Raw genomic sequence first — 18,800 nt, forward strand, 5'->3', positions numbered from 1 at the left:
TTGATTTTCAGGCGAAATAAAATCAGGTTTCTTGCAACCCAAGTTTTTTCTCCAGATAGTGGATATTGGTGCCACCGTGCTGGAAGTTTTCGTCATTCATAATGCGCTGTTGCAGTTCAACGTTGGTTTTGATGCCATCGATGATCAGCTCTGCCAGAGCATTTTTCATGCGGGAAATTGCCACGTCACGGTTTTCACCGTAAGTGATCAGTTTGCCGATCATGGAATCGTAGTACGGAGGCACGGTATAGCCAGCGTAGATATGAGATTCCCAACGAACACCAAAGCCACCCGGCGCATGGAAACGGGTAATTTTACCCGGACTTGGCAGGAAGGTATTTGGATCTTCAGCGTTGATACGACACTCGACCGCATGGCCGTGAACCTTCACTTCATCCTGTTTAATGGAGAGAGGCTGGCCTGCCGCGATGCGTAGCTGTTCTTTGATCAAATCGACGCCGGTAATCATTTCGGTAACCGGATGCTCAACCTGAATACGGGTGTTCATTTCGATGAAATAGAACTCGCCGTTTTCATACAGGAACTCAAAAGTACCTGCGCCGCGGTAGCCGATTTCCACACAGGCTTTTGCACAGCGTTCGCCGATATAACGACGCATTTCGCTGGTGATGCCCGGTGCTGGCGCTTCTTCAACCACTTTCTGGTGACGACGCTGCATAGAGCAGTCGCGTTCAGCCAGATAAATCGCGTTACCTTGACCGTCTGCCAAAATCTGAATTTCGATATGGCGCGGATTCTCAAGGTATTTTTCCATGTAAACCATGTCGTTGTTGAAAGCCGCTTTGGCTTCCGCACGAGTCATGTTAATGGATTCTTCCAGATCTTTGTCGTTGCGCACTACGCGCATACCACGACCGCCGCCGCCGCCGGACGCCTTGATGATCACCGGATAACCGATGCGTTTGGCGAAAGCTTTGTTTTGCGTGGTGTCGTCGCTCAGCGGGCCGTCAGAACCCGGCACACAAGGTACACCGGCTTTCTTCATGGCGCTGATTGCGGAAACCTTGTCGCCCATCAGACGAATGGTTTCGGCGCGAGGACCGATAAAGATGAAACCTGAACGCTCTACCTGCTCGGCAAAGTCTGCGTTTTCGGACAGGAAACCATAACCAGGGTGAATAGCCACCGCGCCGGTGATTTCTGCTGCTGAAATGATTGCAGGAATGTTCAGATAGCTTTTGACTGACGCTGCCGGACCGATACACACGGTTTCGTCAGCCAACAGAACGTGTTTCAGATCGCGATCCGCAGAGGAGTGAACGGCTACGGTTTTGATGCCCAGCTCTTTACAAGCTCGCAGAATACGTAGCGCGATCTCACCGCGGTTAGCGATAACGATTTTATCAAGCATGGAACGCCTCGTTATTCGATGACGACAAGAGGCTCGTCGAATTCAACCGGTTGACCGTTCTCGACCAGAATGGCCTTGATAGTACCGGATTTGTCTGCCTCGATTTGGTTCATCATTTTCATCGCTTCAACGATGCAAAGGGTATCACCAGCAGAAACTTTCTGACCTACTTCGATGAAGGCTTTAGCATCTGGGCTCGGGGTGCGGTAGAAAGTACCGACCATTGGGGAGCGCACGATGTGACCACTGATGGCTGCGGGTGCAGCGGCTTCAGCAGCCGGTGCCGGTGCTACAGCGTTAGCCAATGCTGGCTGCTGTGGCGCGGCAAAAGCATAAGGCTGTTGCATCATTGGGTAGCTTGGTGCGGCTGTAGCACGACTGATACGTACTGATTCTTCACCTTCTGAAATCTCCAGCTCGGAAATGCCAGATTCTTCTACCAGTTCGATCAGTTTCTTGATTTTACGAATATCCATGAGTGTGATTCCGTACTCTTTTGCGTTGCAATTAATTGGATTTTGACAAGCGATTGACCGCTGCCTGTAAAGCAAAGTTGTAGCCGTCTGCGCCGAGTCCGCAGATCACGCCAACCGCAATATCGGAGAGATATGAATGGTGACGGAAAGGCTCCCGAGCATGCACGTTAGACAGATGGATCTCGATAAACGGGATCTGAACGCCTAACAGAGCATCGCGTAAAGCGACACTGGTATGCGTAAACGCCGCCGGGTTAATCAGGATGAAATCAGTGTTGCCCCGTGCCTGATGAATTCTGTCTATCAGCGCATGTTCTGCATTGGATTGCAGATGGGATAACGCAACACCCAAATTCTGAGCCTGTGTCTCCAACCCGTTAACAATCTCTGCCAGCGTGGTGTAACCATACTTTTCTGGCTCGCGAGAGCCAAGCAGATTTAAATTCGGGCCGTTCAGAAGCAAAATGTGAAACTTGTCCGCCATTATGCTGGTATCTCCGGCAATTAGTTCGTCATCGTCAAAAATAGCCTGATGCCACCGATTTGTCACCTGTTAACGGTGAAGTTCCCACTACGATCGGAACTAAGGTGGAGCATTATAATGATATCGTAGCAATTAGCAGCTAAATACTGGTCTTATCAGCGAAGATATTCAATAAGAAACATGGTGAACTATACAAAGCCTAACGGATTATCTGGGGTAGAAGAGGGTGAAGTCCCAGCATTTAGCGGCACCATTGGCGAAATTTTTTATAACGCAGTGCTAACAAAATAATTGCTGCGATTGCGTAAATTATCGGCAAGGGTGATAAAGTTTTGACCGACCAAAGATAGTGAATCGGTGCCAGGATGGCGATGAGATAAACGAAATTATGCAATTTTTGCCAGTTAGGTCCCATTTTTCTCTGTGCCCACTGTGTCGATGTAACTGCTAGTGCGAACAGTAATAGCCAGCTAATAATACCTAAAGTTAAATAGGGGCGGGTAACTAATTCTTTCCCCAGCAAACCGATATTGGACAGCCCCAGCTCTAGCACTGAATAACTGGCTAAATGCAGGGTTCCCCAGGCAAAACACCATACTCCCAACAGGCGGCGACAGCGCATCAGCAACGGCTGCTTGCCATAGCGAGCCAGCGGTGTCACCAACAGGGTGGCCAGCAGCAGCTTGAGAGTCATGCGCCCGGTAAAATGCTGAATGTCTTTGGACGGATCGGCGCTGAACCAGCCCTGATCGACGGATAAAATTAGCCAGAAGAAGGGCAATGAGGCGGCCAGCCAGATTGCTACTTTCAACCCTTTGACCTGTTTCAGGCTCAGACGCATTAAAAATTCTCCCGCAAATCCATGCCGCGATAAAGCGAAGCCACCTGATCGGCATAGCCGTTAAATAGCAGGGTTGGCTGGCGCTTAACGTCTAAAATCCCGCCGGAACCGATAAAGCGTTCGGTAGCCTGCGACCAGCGCGGATGATCCACATTGGGATTCACGTTAGCGTAGAAACCGTACTCGTTCGGCGCGCTGAGATTCCAGGTCGTTGGCGGCTGTTCGCGAGTGAGTCGAATATGAACGATAGATTTAATGCCTTTAAAACCGTATTTCCACGGCGTGATCAGACGCAGCGGCGCGCCGTTCTGTGGTGGTAACGTTTTGCCGTACACGCCCAGTGTCATAAAGGCCAGCGGATGCATCGCTTCATCTAATCGCAAACCTTCTACATAGGGATATTTCAACCCGCCGCCCACAAAGCGATCTTTCTGTCCCGGCATCTGATCCGGATCGTACAAGGTTTGGAATGCCACATAGCGCGCGTTGCTGGTGGGTTCGACTAGCTTTAGCAGTTTTCCTAGCTCGAAACCGATCCAAGGCACCACCATCGACCAGGCTTCCACGCAGCGCATACGATAAATGCGTTCTTCCAGCGGGAAGCGTTTGAGCAAATCGTCGATGCTCAACGTCATTGGTTTGGCGACGTCACCATCGATACGAATCTGCCAATCGCCGGTTTTTAATCCACCGGCGTTAGCGGCCGGGTCAGCTTTATCCAGACCGAATTCGTAGAAGTTGTTGTAGCCAGTCACTTTGTCTTCCGGCGTCAGTTCCCAGTCAGGATGATAGGCTGGCGGCTTACTGAAGGTGAGCGGCTTGCCTGCCGGTGCCTTGGGCTGATCTTTACCTTTAAACCAAGACAGTAGGTCAGCCTGAGCCGAAACCGGCAATGCCAGACTGGCGGCGGTAATACCCAGCGCTTGCAGCACCTTGCGGCGTTGATAAAACACGCTTTCCGGCGTGACGTCAGATTCGGTTAATTTGCGTTGTTTGCTCATGTGATTACTCCATCGGGCAGAGAAAGTCATACTGACCGTAATGGAATAAAGCATGGTGTGAAAAGGCTGTAAAAGCGAGAGGTTAGCAGAAAATATGAAATTTCTGAGATTGGGCGAACGAAACATCCGCCCAATGAAATGACTCTATTTTAATGGGCTAATTAGCGAACTTTAACCAAGGTTCGGCCAGTAACCTGATTTTCCATCAGTTCGGCTGCTACCGCAGGAGCCTGTTCTAGCGTAATTTCACGTCCAGCCTGTTGATAGAAGCTTTCTGGCAACGTTTTCAACAGACGCTCCCAGGCAGCCCGACGGCGCGGTTGCGGTGTCATGACAGAATCTACACCTTGTAAACGCACGTTGCGCAGGATAAAAGGCATTACCGTGGTTGGCAGTTTATAACCCCCGGCCAGACCGCAGGCGGCGACGGTAGAGTTATAGTTCATCTGTGCCAGCACCTTGGCTAGTAAAGTGTCGCCGACGGTATCAATAGCGCCAGCCCATAGCTGTTTTTCCAACGGACGAGATGCATCGCTGAAATCGCTACGCGGCAGAACCCGTTTGGCTCCGAGTGACAGTAAATAGTCGTTATTCGCTTCACGGCCACTGATAGCGGCTACCTGATAGCCCAGAGCTGAAAGCAGAGCAATCGCAGTACTGCCCACGCCGCCGCTGGCACCGGTCACCACAATTTCGCCGCTTTCTGGTGTGACTCCGCCTTCTTCCAGCGCCATCACGCACAGCATCGCAGTGAAACCGGCGGTACCGATAATCATCGCTTTGCGCGCATCCAAACCTGCGGGGAGCGGAACCAGCCATTCACCCTGTACTCGCGCCTGTTCTGCCAGCCCGCCCCAATGGTTTTCGCCTACGCCCCAGCCGGTCAGCAATACCCGCTGGCCAATGTGAAAACGCGGATCTTCGCTGCTGTGAACGGTTCCGGCGAAATCAATGCCTGGCACCATAGGGAACTGACGAATGATTTTGCCTTTACCGGTGATCGCCAGTGCATCTTTGTAGTTCAGGCTAGACCAACTGACATCAACCGTGACTTCACCCGCAGGCAGTTGTTCCGGTGAAATATCACGGACGTTGGCCAAGGTTTTGCCATCGTGCTGTTCGAGTAACAGTGCGCGCATTAGAGGCTCCCTAAGAAGTGCCGTTAACAATGATCGACTAATAACGAACGATCGACTAATAACGATCGAAAATTTCGTATTCATCAGGTTGGGTGACTATACCGGAAACATCAAGTTCGAAGGCTGACCGAGGACAAATTTGGCCTCGATGCTTATATCAGTGACTATGCTTTATGCAGGGTAAGGATGAGGCAATGGATGCGAATTTCGTAAAAAATTGCGTTTTTGTCGTATAAAACATTAAAAAACCAGCGTCCGTGGTCGGTTTTATCATATAGTACCTGCCCTAAAGGAGTGAGGAATACTTTCCATTTAACTGCGGTAGGCAAGGCTGAGGGATGCGATTTACAACCAAACTTTCTGCGTTTATGGCATTACTGGTCGTATTGGCCATGTGTTTAATGTTGTTAGGGAGTACGTTCAGTTTTTTCTACTTATGCCAGAAAAAAATGGAACATCGCCTTAATACTATCGTGACCGCGTACGATCAATCCTTACTAACCGATCCACCTGAAGTTCCGCGTAGCTGGTTGCCGTTGATGATGGGCGCTATTGGCGTGGTTGAAATCAGCGTTGAAAATTCGCAGCATCAATTGTTTTATCTGAAAGTCCTTCCTACTTATACCGCCTGGGATACCAATAGCGGCTATCGCGAACTGTCTCTTCCATTATTACAGCAGCCCGGCAGTTCGATGCGCCTGACTTATATCGATCCGCTCACCAGTTACACTCGTTCAATGTATGCAGCGGTGATTTTGTCGTTGGCGGTGGCGATGATTGCGGTCATTCTGTTTTTAAGTTTTCGCTGGCTGCGGGAACAAACGGCAGGTGAGGAGCAACTGGAGAACCGAGCGCGACGTATTCTCAACGGCGAGCGTGAGAATGTACTGCGCGGTGAAACTCATGAGTGGCCGCCTTATGCCAGCCATGCTCTCGACCGTTTGCTGCTGGATTTGGCGGAAATGCGTGAAGAACGCAGCCAATTGGATACTTTGATTCGCTCCTATGCCGCACAGGACGCTAAAACCGGCCTGAATAACGCGCTGTTTTTTGATAATCAGCTGACTACCCAGCTTGAAGAACCCGGTGCCCACGGCGTAGTGATGATGGTGCACTTACCCGATTTTGATGCGTTAAGTGAGGTTTACGACAAATCACGGGTGCAGGAATTGATGCATTCGATGGTGAATCTGCTTTCCACTTTTGTCGACCGTTATCCTTCCGCACTGCTAGCTCACTACGCCAACAGCGATTTTGCCATTTTATTACCGCATAAAACTCTGAAAGACGCCGATGTGATGGCGGCACAGTTGGTTCATGTGGCGGGTGCCATGCCAGCGCCGCAGATTATCGATCGCGACGCTTTGCTCAATATTGGTATCGTGGCCTATCGCCACGGGCAGGCGGCGGAACAAATTATGGATAATGCTGGACAAGCTACCAAAAATGCGGCGTTGTATGGAGGCAATAGCTGGTATGTCTATGACAATCAGGTGCCGGAGAAAGGACGCGGTAGCGTTAAGTGGCGAACATTGCTGGAAAAAACGCTGGTTAACGGTGGCCCTAGGTTGTATCAGAAACCGGTCATTACCTGTGATGGAAAAATTCATCACCGTGAAATCATCAGCCGGATATTTGATGGCGAACAAGAGCTGATAGCGGCGGAGTTTACTCCGTTGGTACGTTTGCTCGGGTTGGCCGAACGTTATGATCGACAGAAAATAGGTCGGATAATTCCTTTGTTGGCGCTGTGGCCGGATGAAACGCTGGCATTTTCCATAAGCGTTGATTCATTATTGCAACGTTCCTTTAAGCGTTGGCTACGGGATACCTTATTACAGTGCCGGAAAAGTTACCGTCAGCGGATTATCTTTGAGCTGGCTGAGGCGGATGTCTGCCAACATATTGAGGCCCTACGCCCTGTGATTCGATTGTTATTAGGGTTAGGTTGTAGATTGATGGTTTCGCAGGCCGGATTGACGGTGGTCAGTACCTCATATATTAAGTCTTTGCGGGTGGAAATGATTAAGTTACATCCGGGATTGGTAAGAAGTATTGATGTCCGCCTTGAAAATCAGCTATTTGTGCAAAGTCTTACTGGTGCCTGTGCCGGTACGAATGTTAAAGTTTTTGCCGCAGAAGTGGTGACCAGGGAAGAATGGGAAACGCTGCTACAGAAAGGGGTTTATGGCGGACAGGGCAATTTTTTTGCTGCGCCGATGCTTTTGAACCCAGAGCAGAAAAAATATTCGTAACAGGGCCATGTTTAGCCTGATCGTTGAGCAAAAATTAACGTAGAATGTCCCAGCCATTTCCGTAGACCGTTGGTAGGCACTTACTTCCGGCGGTAAATCAGGTTAAATGTTAGATTTTATGTGCTGTGTTACACCGTTCGACGCGTCGACTGGGGGGTATAATGAGCCTTTATTCAAGGGTTTTAGTGCATATACCTTATTCAGCGGAACTTGATTGGAATAACGTAGCCACTTTTTCACCGGAGTAGGACGTTTTTGCGCCTTGTCGCTGCTCCGTGTGGTTGGTAAAGTAGGCGGATTTTATTTTTCGCCCCCAGCTTGCAGGATTATCCTTTCGTTATGTTTAAGAAATTTCGTGGCATGTTTTCCAACGACTTGTCCATCGACTTGGGTACCGCCAATACCCTGATTTATGTAAAAGGACAAGGCATCGTACTGAATGAACCCTCGGTGGTTGCTATTCGCCAGGATCGTGCCGGTTCCCCCAAAAGCGTTGCAGCTGTGGGTCATGATGCCAAGCAGATGCTGGGGCGTACTCCTGGCAATATCGCCGCGATTCGCCCGATGAAAGACGGCGTTATCGCCGATTTCTTCGTGACCGAAAAAATGCTTCAGCATTTTATCAAACAGGTTCATAGCAACAGCTTTATGCGCCCAAGTCCGCGCGTATTGGTGTGTGTGCCAGTCGGTGCTACCCAGGTAGAACGTCGTGCAATTCGTGAATCAGCCCAGGGTGCCGGTGCTCGCGAAGTGTTCCTGATTGAAGAGCCAATGGCGGCTGCAATCGGTGCTGGCCTGCCGGTTTCCGAGGCAACCGGTTCAATGGTTGTGGATATCGGTGGCGGTACTACGGAAGTGGCGGTGATCTCACTGAACGGTGTGGTTTACTCCTCTTCTGTACGCATCGGTGGTGACCGCTTTGATGAAGCGATCATTAATTATGTGCGTCGTAACTATGGCTCTCTGATCGGTGAAGCAACGGCTGAACGTATCAAGCACAGCATCGGCTCGGCGTATCCGGGTGATGAAGTGCTGGAAATCGAAGTCCGTGGCCGTAACCTGGCAGAAGGTGTTCCGCGCGGCTTTACTCTGAATTCCAACGAGATTCTGGAAGCTCTGCAAGAGCCACTGACCGGCATCGTTAGCGCGGTTATGGTTGCTCTGGAACAGTGTCCACCAGAATTGGCCTCCGATATCTCCGAACGCGGCATGGTGTTAACCGGCGGCGGCGCATTGCTGCGTAATCTGGATCGTTTGTTAATGGAAGAAACAGGCATTCCGGTTGTGGTTGCAGAAGACCCTCTGACCTGCGTAGCTCGCGGCGGTGGCAAAGCGTTGGAAATGATCGACATGCATGGCGGCGATTTGTTCAGCGAAGAATAGTCAGCCAAAAAAGGAGGGCTGGATCGGATGAAGGTATTGCATCATCAGGTTTAGTGCCTCCTTTTTGTTGTCGAGGAATACGCATAATTTATGAAGCCGATTTTTAGCCGGGGTCCATCCCTGCAACTGCGACTTTTCTTCGCCGTTCTTGCAGCCATTGCGCTGGTTATTGTCGATAGCCGGCTCGGTACGTTCGTTAAAATTCGTACCTATATGGACACCGCAGTTAGCCCCTTCTATTTTCTGGCCAATGGGCCACGTAAAGTTTTAGACAGCGTTTCAGAAACCATCGCAACGCGCCAACAGCTTGAGCTGGAAAATCGTGCGTTACGTCAGGAACTGTTGCTTAAAAATACCGATCTACAGTTGCTTGGCCAGTTTAAGCAGGAAAACTCACGTCTGCGCGAGTTACTCGGCTCTCCGCTGCGTCAGGACGAACAAAAAATGGTGACGCAGGTTATTTCCAGCGGCACCGATCCTTATAGCGATCAGGTGGTGATCGATAAGGGCACCGATAATGGCGTGTATGAAGGCCAGCCGGTGATCAGTGATAAAGGCGTGGTCGGGCAGGTAGTGGCGGTCAGCAAATTCACCAGCCGCGTGCTGTTGATATGCGATGCGTCCCACGCGCTACCGATTCAAGTCTTGCGTAATGACATTCGCGTTATTGCTGCCGGTGGCGGCTGTAGCGACGACTTATTGCTCGAACATTTGCCAAGCAATACTGATATTCGTGTTGGTGATGTTTTGGTGACATCTGGCCTCGGTGGACGTTTCCCAGAAGGTTATCCGGTGGCGGTGGTTTCTTCGGTTAAAGTCGATAATCAGCGCGCCTATACCGTTATTCAGGCTCGTCCAATGGCCGATTTACAGCGTCTGCGTTATTTGCTGTTGCTGTGGGGCGCGGATCGCAATGGCGATTTGCCGTTGCCGCCGAATGAAGTACATCGGGTGGCTAATGAGCGTCTGATGCAGATGATGCCTCAGGTATTGCCAAGCGCCAGCGAAATGGTCGGCCCACCGGCGCCAGCCAGTTTGAATCCGCCTCCGGCGAACGCGCCAGCGGTAAGGGCGACGCCATGAACCGTTACACCAGTAATGGGCGCTGGGTTATCTGGCTATCATTCCTGATTGCAATGGTGCTACAGGTGATGCCGTGGCCAAAAGAAATTTATATGTTCCGCCCGTCATGGCTGACGTTGATCCTGATTTACTGGGTTATGGCATTGCCTCATCGGGTTAACGTTGGCAGCGGCTTTATTCTCGGCCTGATTTTGGATCTGATTTTAGGTTCAACTCTTGGCGTGCGTGCGTTGGCATTGAGCATCATTGCCTATCTGGTGGCCTTTAAGTTTCAGTTATTCCGCAATATGGCGCTCTGGCAGCAGGCATTAATCGTGATGCTTCTGTCGCTAACCATGGATGTTGTGGTGTTCTGGTCAGAATTCTTAGTGATTAACGTTTCGTTCCGACCTGAAGTTTTCTGGAGTAGTTTAATTAACGGTATCTTATGGCCGTGGCTATTCTTATTAATGCGTAAGATTCGCCGTAAGTTTGCGGTGCAATAAGGATTTTTCCAATGACAGCCCTTTATCTGGCCTCAGGTTCTCCCCGTCGGCGTGAACTGCTCGCGCTTCTCGATTTACCGTTTGAAATACTGAAAACGGAAGTGGAGGAACAGCGTAATCCGGGGGAAGCCGCCGAGGACTATGTCCGACGTTTGGCTGAAGATAAAGCGCGCGCCGGAGTGGCGGTTGCCGAGTGGGATTTACCGGTACTCGGTGCCGATACCATTGTGGTGCTTAATGGACAGGTTTTGGAAAAACCGCGAGATGCTGTTCATGCCGCGCAAATGTTGGGTGCGTTGTCCGGGCAGCAGCATCAGGTGATGACCGCCGTTGCATTAGCCGATAAACAGGATTTACTCGGCACAATGGTCGTGACAGATGTGACATTCCGCGTGTTATCTCAACAAGAAATCAGTGACTATATTGCTACCGGTGAACCGATGGACAAAGCGGGCGCTTACGGTATTCAGGGCAAGGGTGGTTGTTTCGTCAGGGCGATTAAAGGCAGTTATCACGCCGTTGTCGGCCTGCCGTTGGTAGAAACCCATGAACTACTGAGTCATTTTTTCGCGCTACGTGATGTGAGAGGAATACATGACAGCTGAATTACTGGTCAATATTACACCGTCTGAAACGCGGGTTGCCTACATCGACGGTGGCATCCTGCAGGAAATTCACATTGAGCGTGAAGCGAAAAGAGGCATCGTCGGTAACATTTACAAAGGTCGCGTTAGCCGGGTTTTGCCTGGAATGCAGGCGGCTTTTGTCGATATAGGCCTGGATAAGGCGGCTTTCCTTCATGCTTCAGACATTATGCCCCACACCGAATGCGTGGCTGGGGATGAGCAAAAGAATTTCAATGTACGTGATATCGCTGAACTGGTACGTCAGGGGCAGGATCTCATGGTGCAGGTGGTCAAAGATCCGCTGGGCACCAAAGGCGCGCGCCTGACTACGGATATCACGCTGCCTTCTCGTTATCTGGTGTTGATGCCCGGAGCGGCGCACGTTGGTGTGTCTCAGCGTATTGAAAGCGAAGCTGAGCGCGATCGTCTGAAAAATACAGTGGCCAGCTATTGCGATGAGCAGGGCGGATTTATTATCCGTACCGCCGCCGAAGGTATTGGTGAAGAAGAGTTATCCGCGGACGCGGCGTTTTTAAAACGTCTGTGGGCCAAAGTACAGCTGCGTAAAAAACGTGATAAAACTAAATGCAAACTGTACGGCGAAATGGCTCTGGCGCAGCGAATTCTACGGGATTTTGCGGGCGCGGCCTTGGATCGCATTCGGGTCGATTCCCGCCAGACCTATGAGCAACTGATCGAATTTACCCGCGAATATATTCCAGAAATGACCAATAAGCTGGAGCACTATTCCGGCAAACAACCTATTTTCGATCTGTATGATGTAGAAAACGAGATTCAACGTTCTCTGGAGCGTAAAGTTGAATTGAAATCTGGTGGTTACCTGATTATCGACCAAACTGAAGCTATGACCACCATCGATATCAACACTGGGGCATTTGTCGGCCACCGTAACCTCGATGAAACCATTTTCAATACTAATATCGAAGCCACTCAGGCCATTGCTCGCCAGCTGCGAATGCGTAACCTCGGTGGGATAATCATCATTGATTTTATTGATATGAGTAATGAAGAGCACCGTCGCCGTGTATTACACTCATTAGAGCAGGCGCTGAGCAAAGATCGAGTGAAAACCAGTATTAACGGTTTCTCTCAGCTAGGATTAGTGGAGATGACCCGCAAGCGCACCCGCGAAAGTATTGAGCACGTGCTGTGTAATGATTGTCCTACTTGTCACGGTCGCGGCACGGTCAAATCCGTCGAAACGGTATGCTATGAAATCCTGAGAGAAATCGTGCGGGTTCACCATGCCTATGATACCGACAGATTCCTGGTCTATGCCTCACCTGCGGTAGGGGAAGCGCTGAAGAGCGAAGAATCCCATGCGCTGGCCGAAGTGGAAATTTTCGTCGGTAAGCAGGTAAAAGTTCAAATTGAACCGCTCTACAGCCAAGAGCAGTTTGACGTGGTGATGATGTAATAAATTTCCGCTGCGCCCCTTGCAGCGGGAAGCAAGGAGAGATGCGTGAGGCGACTGCCCAGGATTTTGTTAGCGACAGGCGCCACAATGATTGTTGTGGTGGCATTGTTGGTGAGTGGGCTTCGTTTGATGTTGCCGCAGCTCAACGACTATCGTGCGCAGCTACAGGCTAAGATTCAGGCCGTCAGCGGAATTCCGCTGGAAATTGGTTTTATTCAAGGCAGTTGGGAAACTTTTGGCCCGACGCTGGAAGTACGGGATCTGCGCGCCCAGTTGCCTGATACCAAATTGCAGGTTCAGCGCATCACGCTAGCGCTGGATGTCTGGCAATCTTTGCTGCACTGGCGCTGGCAGCTACGGGATATGACGTTCCATCAGCTACAGCTGGATTTGGATCGTCCGCTGATTAATCCGGGTGATCAGAACCGTTCTTTTGAATCCAGCCACTTCACCGATATTTTTCTGCGTCAGTTGGATCATTTCGATCTGCGTAACAGCCGCATTTCATTTCTTACCCCTTCTGGTTCCAGCGCCGAGCTGGAAATTCCTCAGTTAACCTGGCTTAACTCGCGTAACCGCCATCGCGCCGAAGGGCAGATCAGCCTATCGACGATTAATGGCCAGCACGGCGTGGTTCAGGTACGGATGGATTTACACGACGATCAGGGCATTCTGAATAACGGCACTGTATATATGCAGGCTGATAATATTGACGTGAAGCCTTGGATCAGCCGCTGGTTGCATAATAATACCGGATTAGACAGCGCCGAATTTAGTCTGGCAGCTTGGCTGACGCTCAAAGGCGGCGATATTTACAGTGGGAATGTGCTGCTAAAACAAGGGCAAGCCGCTTGGACTACTCAAGGTGAACCCCATCAGCTCGCTGTCGATCAACTGGTAGTGGACGCGCGCCGTCAGGGAAATGGCTGGCAGATTGATGCCCCACAGCTGAATTTAACCACTGACGGCCAGGCGTGGCCGCAAGGGAGCCTGTCGGCGCTGTGGTTGCCGGAAAATAATAAACTGCTGGGCCCTGATCAGCCGGAAGAATTACGCCTTCGTGCCAAAGACCTTCAGTTAGAGCGAATTGGGCCGCTGTTACCGACCATTTCTTTGTTTACCCCGGATTTACTGGCCCGTTGGGGAGATTTAAAACCGCAGGGGCATTTGAATGCGCTGGCGCTGGATATTCCTCTAAAACAGCCAGAATTGACCCGTTTTCAGGCTAAATGGCAAGATGTCAGCTGGCAGCATTGGGAACTCTTACCGGGCGTGAATCATTTCTCTGGCACATTGAGCGGTTCCGTCAGCCATGGGCGTCTGGCGGTAAATCTGCACGACAGCATTTTGCCTTACGGTGACATGTTTGGCGCACCGCTGGAAGTCAGCAGCGCTCAGGGCGACATTGACTGGCGCATGGATGATAAAGGCTGGGAGCTGTGGAGCGATAAGCTGGATGTAAAAGCCAAGTCTTTGTGGGCAAACGGTAGTTTCCGTTATCAACAGCCGGAAAAAGGCCAGCCGTGGCTGAATATTCTGGCCGGTATCCGCCTGTATGACGGCGCAGATGCCTGGCGTTACTTCCCTCAGCCTTTGATGGGGAAAGCGTTGGTGGATTATCTGACCGGCGCGATTCAGGGCGGGCAGGTGGATAACGCCACGTTGGTCTATAACGGTAATCCACATTATTTCCCTTATACCCATAACGAGGGTCAATTCCAGGTTTATGTTCCGTTGCGTAATGCGACCTTCCAGTTCCAACCGGAATGGCCAGCGCTGGAAAATCTGGCTATCGACCTGAATTTCCTCAATGACGGCCTGTGGATGAATGCACCGCGGGCAATGCTGGGGAATGTCACCGGCACCAATATCAGCGCCAATATTCCTGATTATCTGAAAGAACGCCTGTTTGTTGATGCGCAGGTAGCGGGGCTAGGCTCGGATGTTCATGATTACTTTAACGATACGCCGCTACATGATTCCGTGGGGAGTGCATTGGATGAACTCCAGGTTGGTGGGGGTGTAAGTGGGCGCTTACATCTGGATATTCCCTTGGTAGAAGGCAATATCACGCACGCTACCGGTGAAGTGACGCTGCACAACAACAGTTTATTGATTAAGCCACTGCAAAGTCAGTTGGAAAATGTCAGCGGTAAATTCCGCTTTAGCGATGGCAATCTGTCGAGCGATGAAATATCGGCTAACTGGTTTGGTCAGCCGCTGACGGTAAATTTCACCACGGAAGAGCAAAAAGACAACTTTCAGGTTGGGGTTAACCTGCGCGGTGACTGGATTCCAGCCAAAATCACCGAGATTCCCGCTGAAATAGCCAAACAGCTGAAGGGTAGCTTCGGTTGGCAGGGCAAAGTTGCGGTGCAGTTGCCGAAGCACGGGGAGCCAAGTTATCTGGTAGATGTCAACGCAGACCTAAAGAAAGTGAGCAGTCGCTTACCGCCGCCGCTAGATACTCAAGGCGGTGAATCTTTGCCGGTGAGCGTTCAGGCCAAAGGTGGCCTCAATGGATTCACGCTTTCTGGTTCAGCGGCAGGAACGAATCATTTTAACAGTCAATGGTTGTTAAAAGATCAGAAAGTCGAATTGAGTAAAGCGGTCTGGCAAACCGACAGCAAAAAAGTCCCGCCATTACCTGCTGAAAAAGGGTTGGTGGTGAATTTGCCCCCTTTGGATGGGGAACGTTGGCTGGCGCTAATTGGCCCTGCGCTAGCATCAGCCTCTCCGCAGGCGTCATCCATGATCGGTAAAAAATCGGCCAGCCAGAGCCAGTTCACATTACCTTCTCGCATTGAGCTACAAACGCCAGAACTGCTGCTAGGCGGCCAGGCTTGGCATAATCTGACCCTGCGGATTGAGCCGCAGCTGAATGGGACAAATATTAGCGCCAAAGGGCGCGAAGTGGATGGCAGCGTGCGCGTAGCCAGCAGCGGGCCGTGGCGGGCAGATATTCGCTATCTCTACTACAACCCGCAGTGGACGGCGCAAGATGTTGATAAACCTTTGTCAAAAGCGGCGTTGCAAGATTCTCCACTAAGTCATGATGTTTCGTTCCGCGATTGGCCAGCGTTGCAGCTTCGCTGTCAAGAATGCTGGGTTATGGGGCAGAATATTGGCAAAGTGAGCGCCGATATCTCCCATAACAACAAAGTGTTAAGTCTTAAGAATGGCCTGATTGAGGTCGCTAAGGCTCGCATGGCGGTTAACGGCGAATGGCAGCAAAGTGCGGAAGGCAATAACACGTCGGTTAGGATGAAGGTTTCTGGCAGTAAAATCGATGACACTCTGTCATTCTTCGGTATTAGCACGCCGCTCAAAGATGCACCTTTTGACGGCAACGCAACGCTGGCGTGGCAGGGCGTGCCTTGGCAGCCGCGAATTGAAACCCTTAATGGCAATTTGAGCGCCAAACTAAGCAAAGGTGCCATGGTGAATCTGGGCGGAGGCCGCGCCGGGCAACTGCTGCGGCTGGTCAGCTTCGACGCATTGTTGCGTAAACTACAGCTGGATTTCAGCGATACCTTCAGCCGTGACTTTGCCTTTGATTCGATTCGCGGCACCGCCAGCGTGAAATCTGGCGTGGTGCATACTAACGATCTTTTGATCGACGGTCTGGCGGCAGATATCGCCATGAACGGCAGTGTTGATTTGGTGAAACGCCAAATCAACATGGAAGCCGTTATTACGCCGGAAATATCCGCGACCGTCGGTGTGGCTACGGCATTTGTGATTAACCCGGTGATTGGGGCGGCGGTTTTTGCGGCCACCAAAGTGCTCGGGCCGTTGTGGAGTAAAATATCTCTGATTCGATATCAGATAACCGGTAGTCTGGATCAGCCGGATATCCATGAGGTGTTACGCCAGCTAAAGGAGAATAAGGCACCATGAAAAATGCCAATGTTGCACTTTTACAGCTTTGTAGCGGTGAGCAAACCCGTTCTAACCTAGCTCAGATAGAGCAACAGATTAAGCAGTTGAATTCGGGCATTAAATTGGTGATGACGCCAGAAAATGCGCTGTTATTTGCCGATTCTGCGGCTTATCGTAAACAGGCCGAGCGTCACAATGATGGCCCGTTACAGCAGGCCATCCGTGAAATGGCGCGCCGTTACGGCGTCTGGCTGCTGGTTGGCTCGATGCCGATGATTAGCCGTGAGTCTCCGGATCGCATTACCACGAGCAGCCTGCTGTTTGACGATCAGGGTGAATTGCAGGCGCGCTACGACAAAATTCATATGTTCGATGTGGATATCAATGATACACACGGACACTATCGTGAGTCTGATACCTATCAGCCGGGAGAGCATCTAACCGTAGTCGATACGCCGGTTGGGCGTTTGGGCATGACCATTTGTTACGATTTGCGTTTCCCTGGGTTATTCCAGGCGTTGCGCGCGCAAGGGGCGGAAATTATTTCCGTTCCGGCGGCATTTACCCGAGTTACCGGTGAAGCTCACTGGGAAGTGTTACTGCGGGCGCGGGCTATTGAGAACCAATGTATGATATTGGCGCCGGCACAGGTTGGCAGCCATGGGTTAACCCGTCGAACCTGGGGTCATTCGATGGCCGTTGACGCTTGGGGCAAGGTATTAATCGAGAATCCAGATAACGTTTCTGCCCTGAAAGTGAGGGTCGAGGCTAATGGCCTGCAAAAAATACGTAAGCAGATGCCGGTGATGCAGCATAATCGCTTCCAGCCAAGTCTGGTGCCGCCATTCAATGAAGTTTCATCCAATAAAGAGTGAAAATAATATGAGCCTCTCGTTTGTCAGTGAGCAGTTACTCGCTGCTAACAAACTGACCCATCAGGATCTTTCCTCAGTTCTGGGTCAGTTGGCTGAACGCCGCCTGGATTATGCGGATTTATATTTCCAGTCCAGCTATCACGAGGCATGGGTGTTGGAAGACAGCATCATCAAGGATGGCTCTTACAATATCGATCAAGGGGTTGGCGTGCGTGCGGTCAGCGGTGAAAAGACCGGTTTTGCCTATGCCGACCAAATTACCCTGAATGCTTTACACCAAAGTGCGCAGGCTGCCCGCAGTATTGTGCGTGATAATGGGAACGGTAAAGTTCACACCTTGGGCGAGATTGCCCACGCTTCGCTGTATCCTCTGCTCGATCCGCTGCAAAGCTTGCCGCGTGAAGAAAAAATCGCGCTATTGCATCGGGTCGATAAAGTGGCGCGCGCCGCAGATGCGCGGGTGCAGGAAGTGAGCGCCAGTCTGACCGGCGTATATGAATTGATTCTGGTTGCGGCTACAGATGGCACGCTGGCCGCCGATGTGCGGCCTCTGGTGCGTTTGTCTGTCAGTGTGCTGGTGGAAGACAACGGCAAACGTGAACGCGGTGCCAGCGGCGGCGGCGGTCGTTTCGGCTATGACTATTTCTTAGAACCGGTTGATGGGGATGTCCGTGCCGACGCCTATGCCAAAGAAGCTGTTCGTATGGCTTTGGTGAATCTGTTCGCTGTGGCGGCTCCGGCTGGCGCTATGCCGGTTGTATTGGGCGCAGGCTGGCCGGGCGTGCTGCTGCACGAAGCGGTTGGTCACGGTCTAGAAGGCGATTTCAACCGTCGTGGCAGCTCGGTATTCAGCGGTCAAATGGGGCAGCTCGTGGCCTCAGAGCTATGCACTGTGGTGGATGACGGCACTCTGCAAGGCCGCCGTGGCTCACTGGCTATCGATGACGAAGGCGTTCCGGGTCAATACAACGTATTGATTGAAAACGGCATTCTGAAAGGCTACATGCAGGATAAGCTGAACGCACGTTTGATGGGTGTCGCGCCGACCGGCAACGGCCGTCGTGAGTCTTACGCGCATTTACCAATGCCACGTATGACCAATACTTACATGCTGGCTGGTAAATCCACGCCGGAAGACATCATCGCTAGCGTGGAATACGGTCTGTATGCGCCGAATTTTGGCGGTGGGCAGGTTGATATCACTTCCGGTAAGTTTGTGTTTTCTACCTCGGAAGCCTACATGATCGAAAATGGCCGAATCACCAACGCGGTGAAAGGTGCCACGCTGATTGGTTCGGGCATTGAGGCGATGCAGCAAATTTCGATGGTTGGCAACGATCTGGCGCTGGATAAAGGCGTGGGCGTGTGTGGTAAAGAAGGGCAGAGTCTGCCAGTGGGGGTCGGCCAGCCGACGCTGAAACTGGATAATCTGACCGTCGGCGGCACGGCCTGATTTTCGC

General features: G+C 51.2%; 15 protein-coding genes. 9 read left to right on the top strand and 6 right to left on the bottom strand.

Going from position 1 to position 18,800, the window contains the following annotated elements; all coding sequences use genetic code 11:
- Positions 1-22: 22 nt before the first annotated feature.
- The 6 genes from accC to ACQ4OC_RS08860 form a co-directional block, all read right to left on the bottom strand.
- The gene (gene accC / locus ACQ4OC_RS08835) at positions 23-1,372 is read right to left on the bottom strand and encodes an acetyl-CoA carboxylase biotin carboxylase subunit (protein WP_064515439.1); all 1,350 of its coding nucleotides are present in this window, start codon (positions 1,370-1,372) and stop codon (positions 23-25) included.
- Between the two features lie 11 nt (positions 1,373-1,383).
- On the bottom strand, positions 1,384-1,848 hold the full coding sequence (gene accB / locus ACQ4OC_RS08840) for an acetyl-CoA carboxylase biotin carboxyl carrier protein (RefSeq protein ID WP_064515437.1): 465 nt from the start codon (positions 1,846-1,848) through the stop codon (positions 1,384-1,386).
- 31 nt (positions 1,849-1,879) lie between these two features.
- Complete coding sequence (gene aroQ, locus ACQ4OC_RS08845; protein ID WP_049597986.1) at positions 1,880-2,332, bottom strand: type II 3-dehydroquinate dehydratase; 453 nt, start codon at positions 2,330-2,332, stop codon at positions 1,880-1,882.
- A 241-nt stretch (positions 2,333-2,573) separates the two neighbouring features.
- On the bottom strand, positions 2,574-3,173 hold the full coding sequence (gene msrQ / locus ACQ4OC_RS08850; protein ID WP_064515435.1) for a protein-methionine-sulfoxide reductase heme-binding subunit MsrQ: 600 nt from the start codon (positions 3,171-3,173) through the stop codon (positions 2,574-2,576).
- Positions 3,173-4,174: a protein-methionine-sulfoxide reductase catalytic subunit MsrP gene (gene msrP / locus ACQ4OC_RS08855; protein WP_064515433.1), complete on the bottom strand. Its 1,002-nt coding sequence runs from the start codon at positions 4,172-4,174 to the stop codon at positions 3,173-3,175. Before msrP ends, msrQ begins: the two co-directional genes overlap by 1 nt.
- Positions 4,175-4,335: 161 nt before the next feature.
- A complete protein-coding gene (locus tag ACQ4OC_RS08860) occupies positions 4,336-5,313 on the bottom strand; it encodes an MDR family oxidoreductase (RefSeq protein WP_064515431.1) in 978 nt (325 codons plus the stop codon).
- A gap of 338 nt (positions 5,314-5,651) precedes the next feature.
- Here ACQ4OC_RS08860 and csrD point away from each other — a divergent pair, with 338 nt between their 5' ends.
- From csrD to tldD, 9 genes are all read left to right on the top strand, one after another.
- Positions 5,652-7,568, top strand: coding sequence for an RNase E specificity factor CsrD (gene csrD / locus ACQ4OC_RS08865; protein WP_064515429.1), 1,917 nt, complete (start codon positions 5,652-5,654; stop codon positions 7,566-7,568).
- A 339-nt stretch (positions 7,569-7,907) separates the two neighbouring features.
- Entirely contained in the window at positions 7,908-8,951 is a 1,044-nt protein-coding gene (mreB, locus tag ACQ4OC_RS08870; protein ID WP_002228205.1) for a rod shape-determining protein MreB, read from the top strand.
- 90 nt (positions 8,952-9,041) lie between these two features.
- On the top strand, positions 9,042-10,034 hold the full coding sequence (mreC, locus tag ACQ4OC_RS08875; protein WP_049597978.1) for a rod shape-determining protein MreC: 993 nt from the start codon (positions 9,042-9,044) through the stop codon (positions 10,032-10,034).
- Positions 10,031-10,519 carry a rod shape-determining protein MreD gene (gene mreD, locus ACQ4OC_RS08880; protein WP_049597977.1) on the top strand — a complete coding sequence of 163 codons (489 nt, stop codon included), beginning with the start codon at positions 10,031-10,033 and terminating at the stop codon, positions 10,517-10,519. Before mreC ends, mreD begins: the two co-directional genes overlap by 4 nt.
- Positions 10,520-10,530: 11 nt before the next feature.
- A complete protein-coding gene (locus ACQ4OC_RS08885) occupies positions 10,531-11,124 on the top strand; it encodes a Maf family protein (RefSeq protein WP_064515427.1) in 594 nt (197 codons plus the stop codon).
- Positions 11,114-12,583, top strand: a complete 1,470-nt coding sequence (gene rng / locus ACQ4OC_RS08890; protein WP_064515425.1) for a ribonuclease G — start codon at positions 11,114-11,116, stop codon at positions 12,581-12,583. The genes ACQ4OC_RS08885 and rng overlap by 11 nt, the downstream gene beginning before the upstream one ends.
- Positions 12,584-12,628: 45 nt before the next feature.
- Positions 12,629-16,483 carry an AsmA2 domain-containing protein YhdP gene (gene yhdP, locus ACQ4OC_RS08895; protein ID WP_120805646.1) on the top strand — a complete coding sequence of 1,285 codons (3,855 nt, stop codon included), beginning with the start codon at positions 12,629-12,631 and terminating at the stop codon, positions 16,481-16,483.
- A complete protein-coding gene (gene nit1 / locus ACQ4OC_RS08900) occupies positions 16,480-17,340 on the top strand; it encodes a deaminated glutathione amidase (RefSeq protein ID WP_064515421.1) in 861 nt (286 codons plus the stop codon). Before yhdP ends, nit1 begins: the two co-directional genes overlap by 4 nt.
- Before the next feature lie 7 nt (positions 17,341-17,347).
- The gene (gene tldD / locus ACQ4OC_RS08905; protein ID WP_064515419.1) at positions 17,348-18,793 is read left to right on the top strand and encodes a metalloprotease TldD; all 1,446 of its coding nucleotides are present in this window, start codon (positions 17,348-17,350) and stop codon (positions 18,791-18,793) included.
- Positions 18,794-18,800: the final 7 nt, after the last annotated feature.

This window comes from Yersinia sp. J1 (assembly GCF_050586585.1).
Lineage (GTDB): Bacteria > Pseudomonadota > Gammaproteobacteria > Enterobacterales > Enterobacteriaceae > Yersinia > Yersinia entomophaga.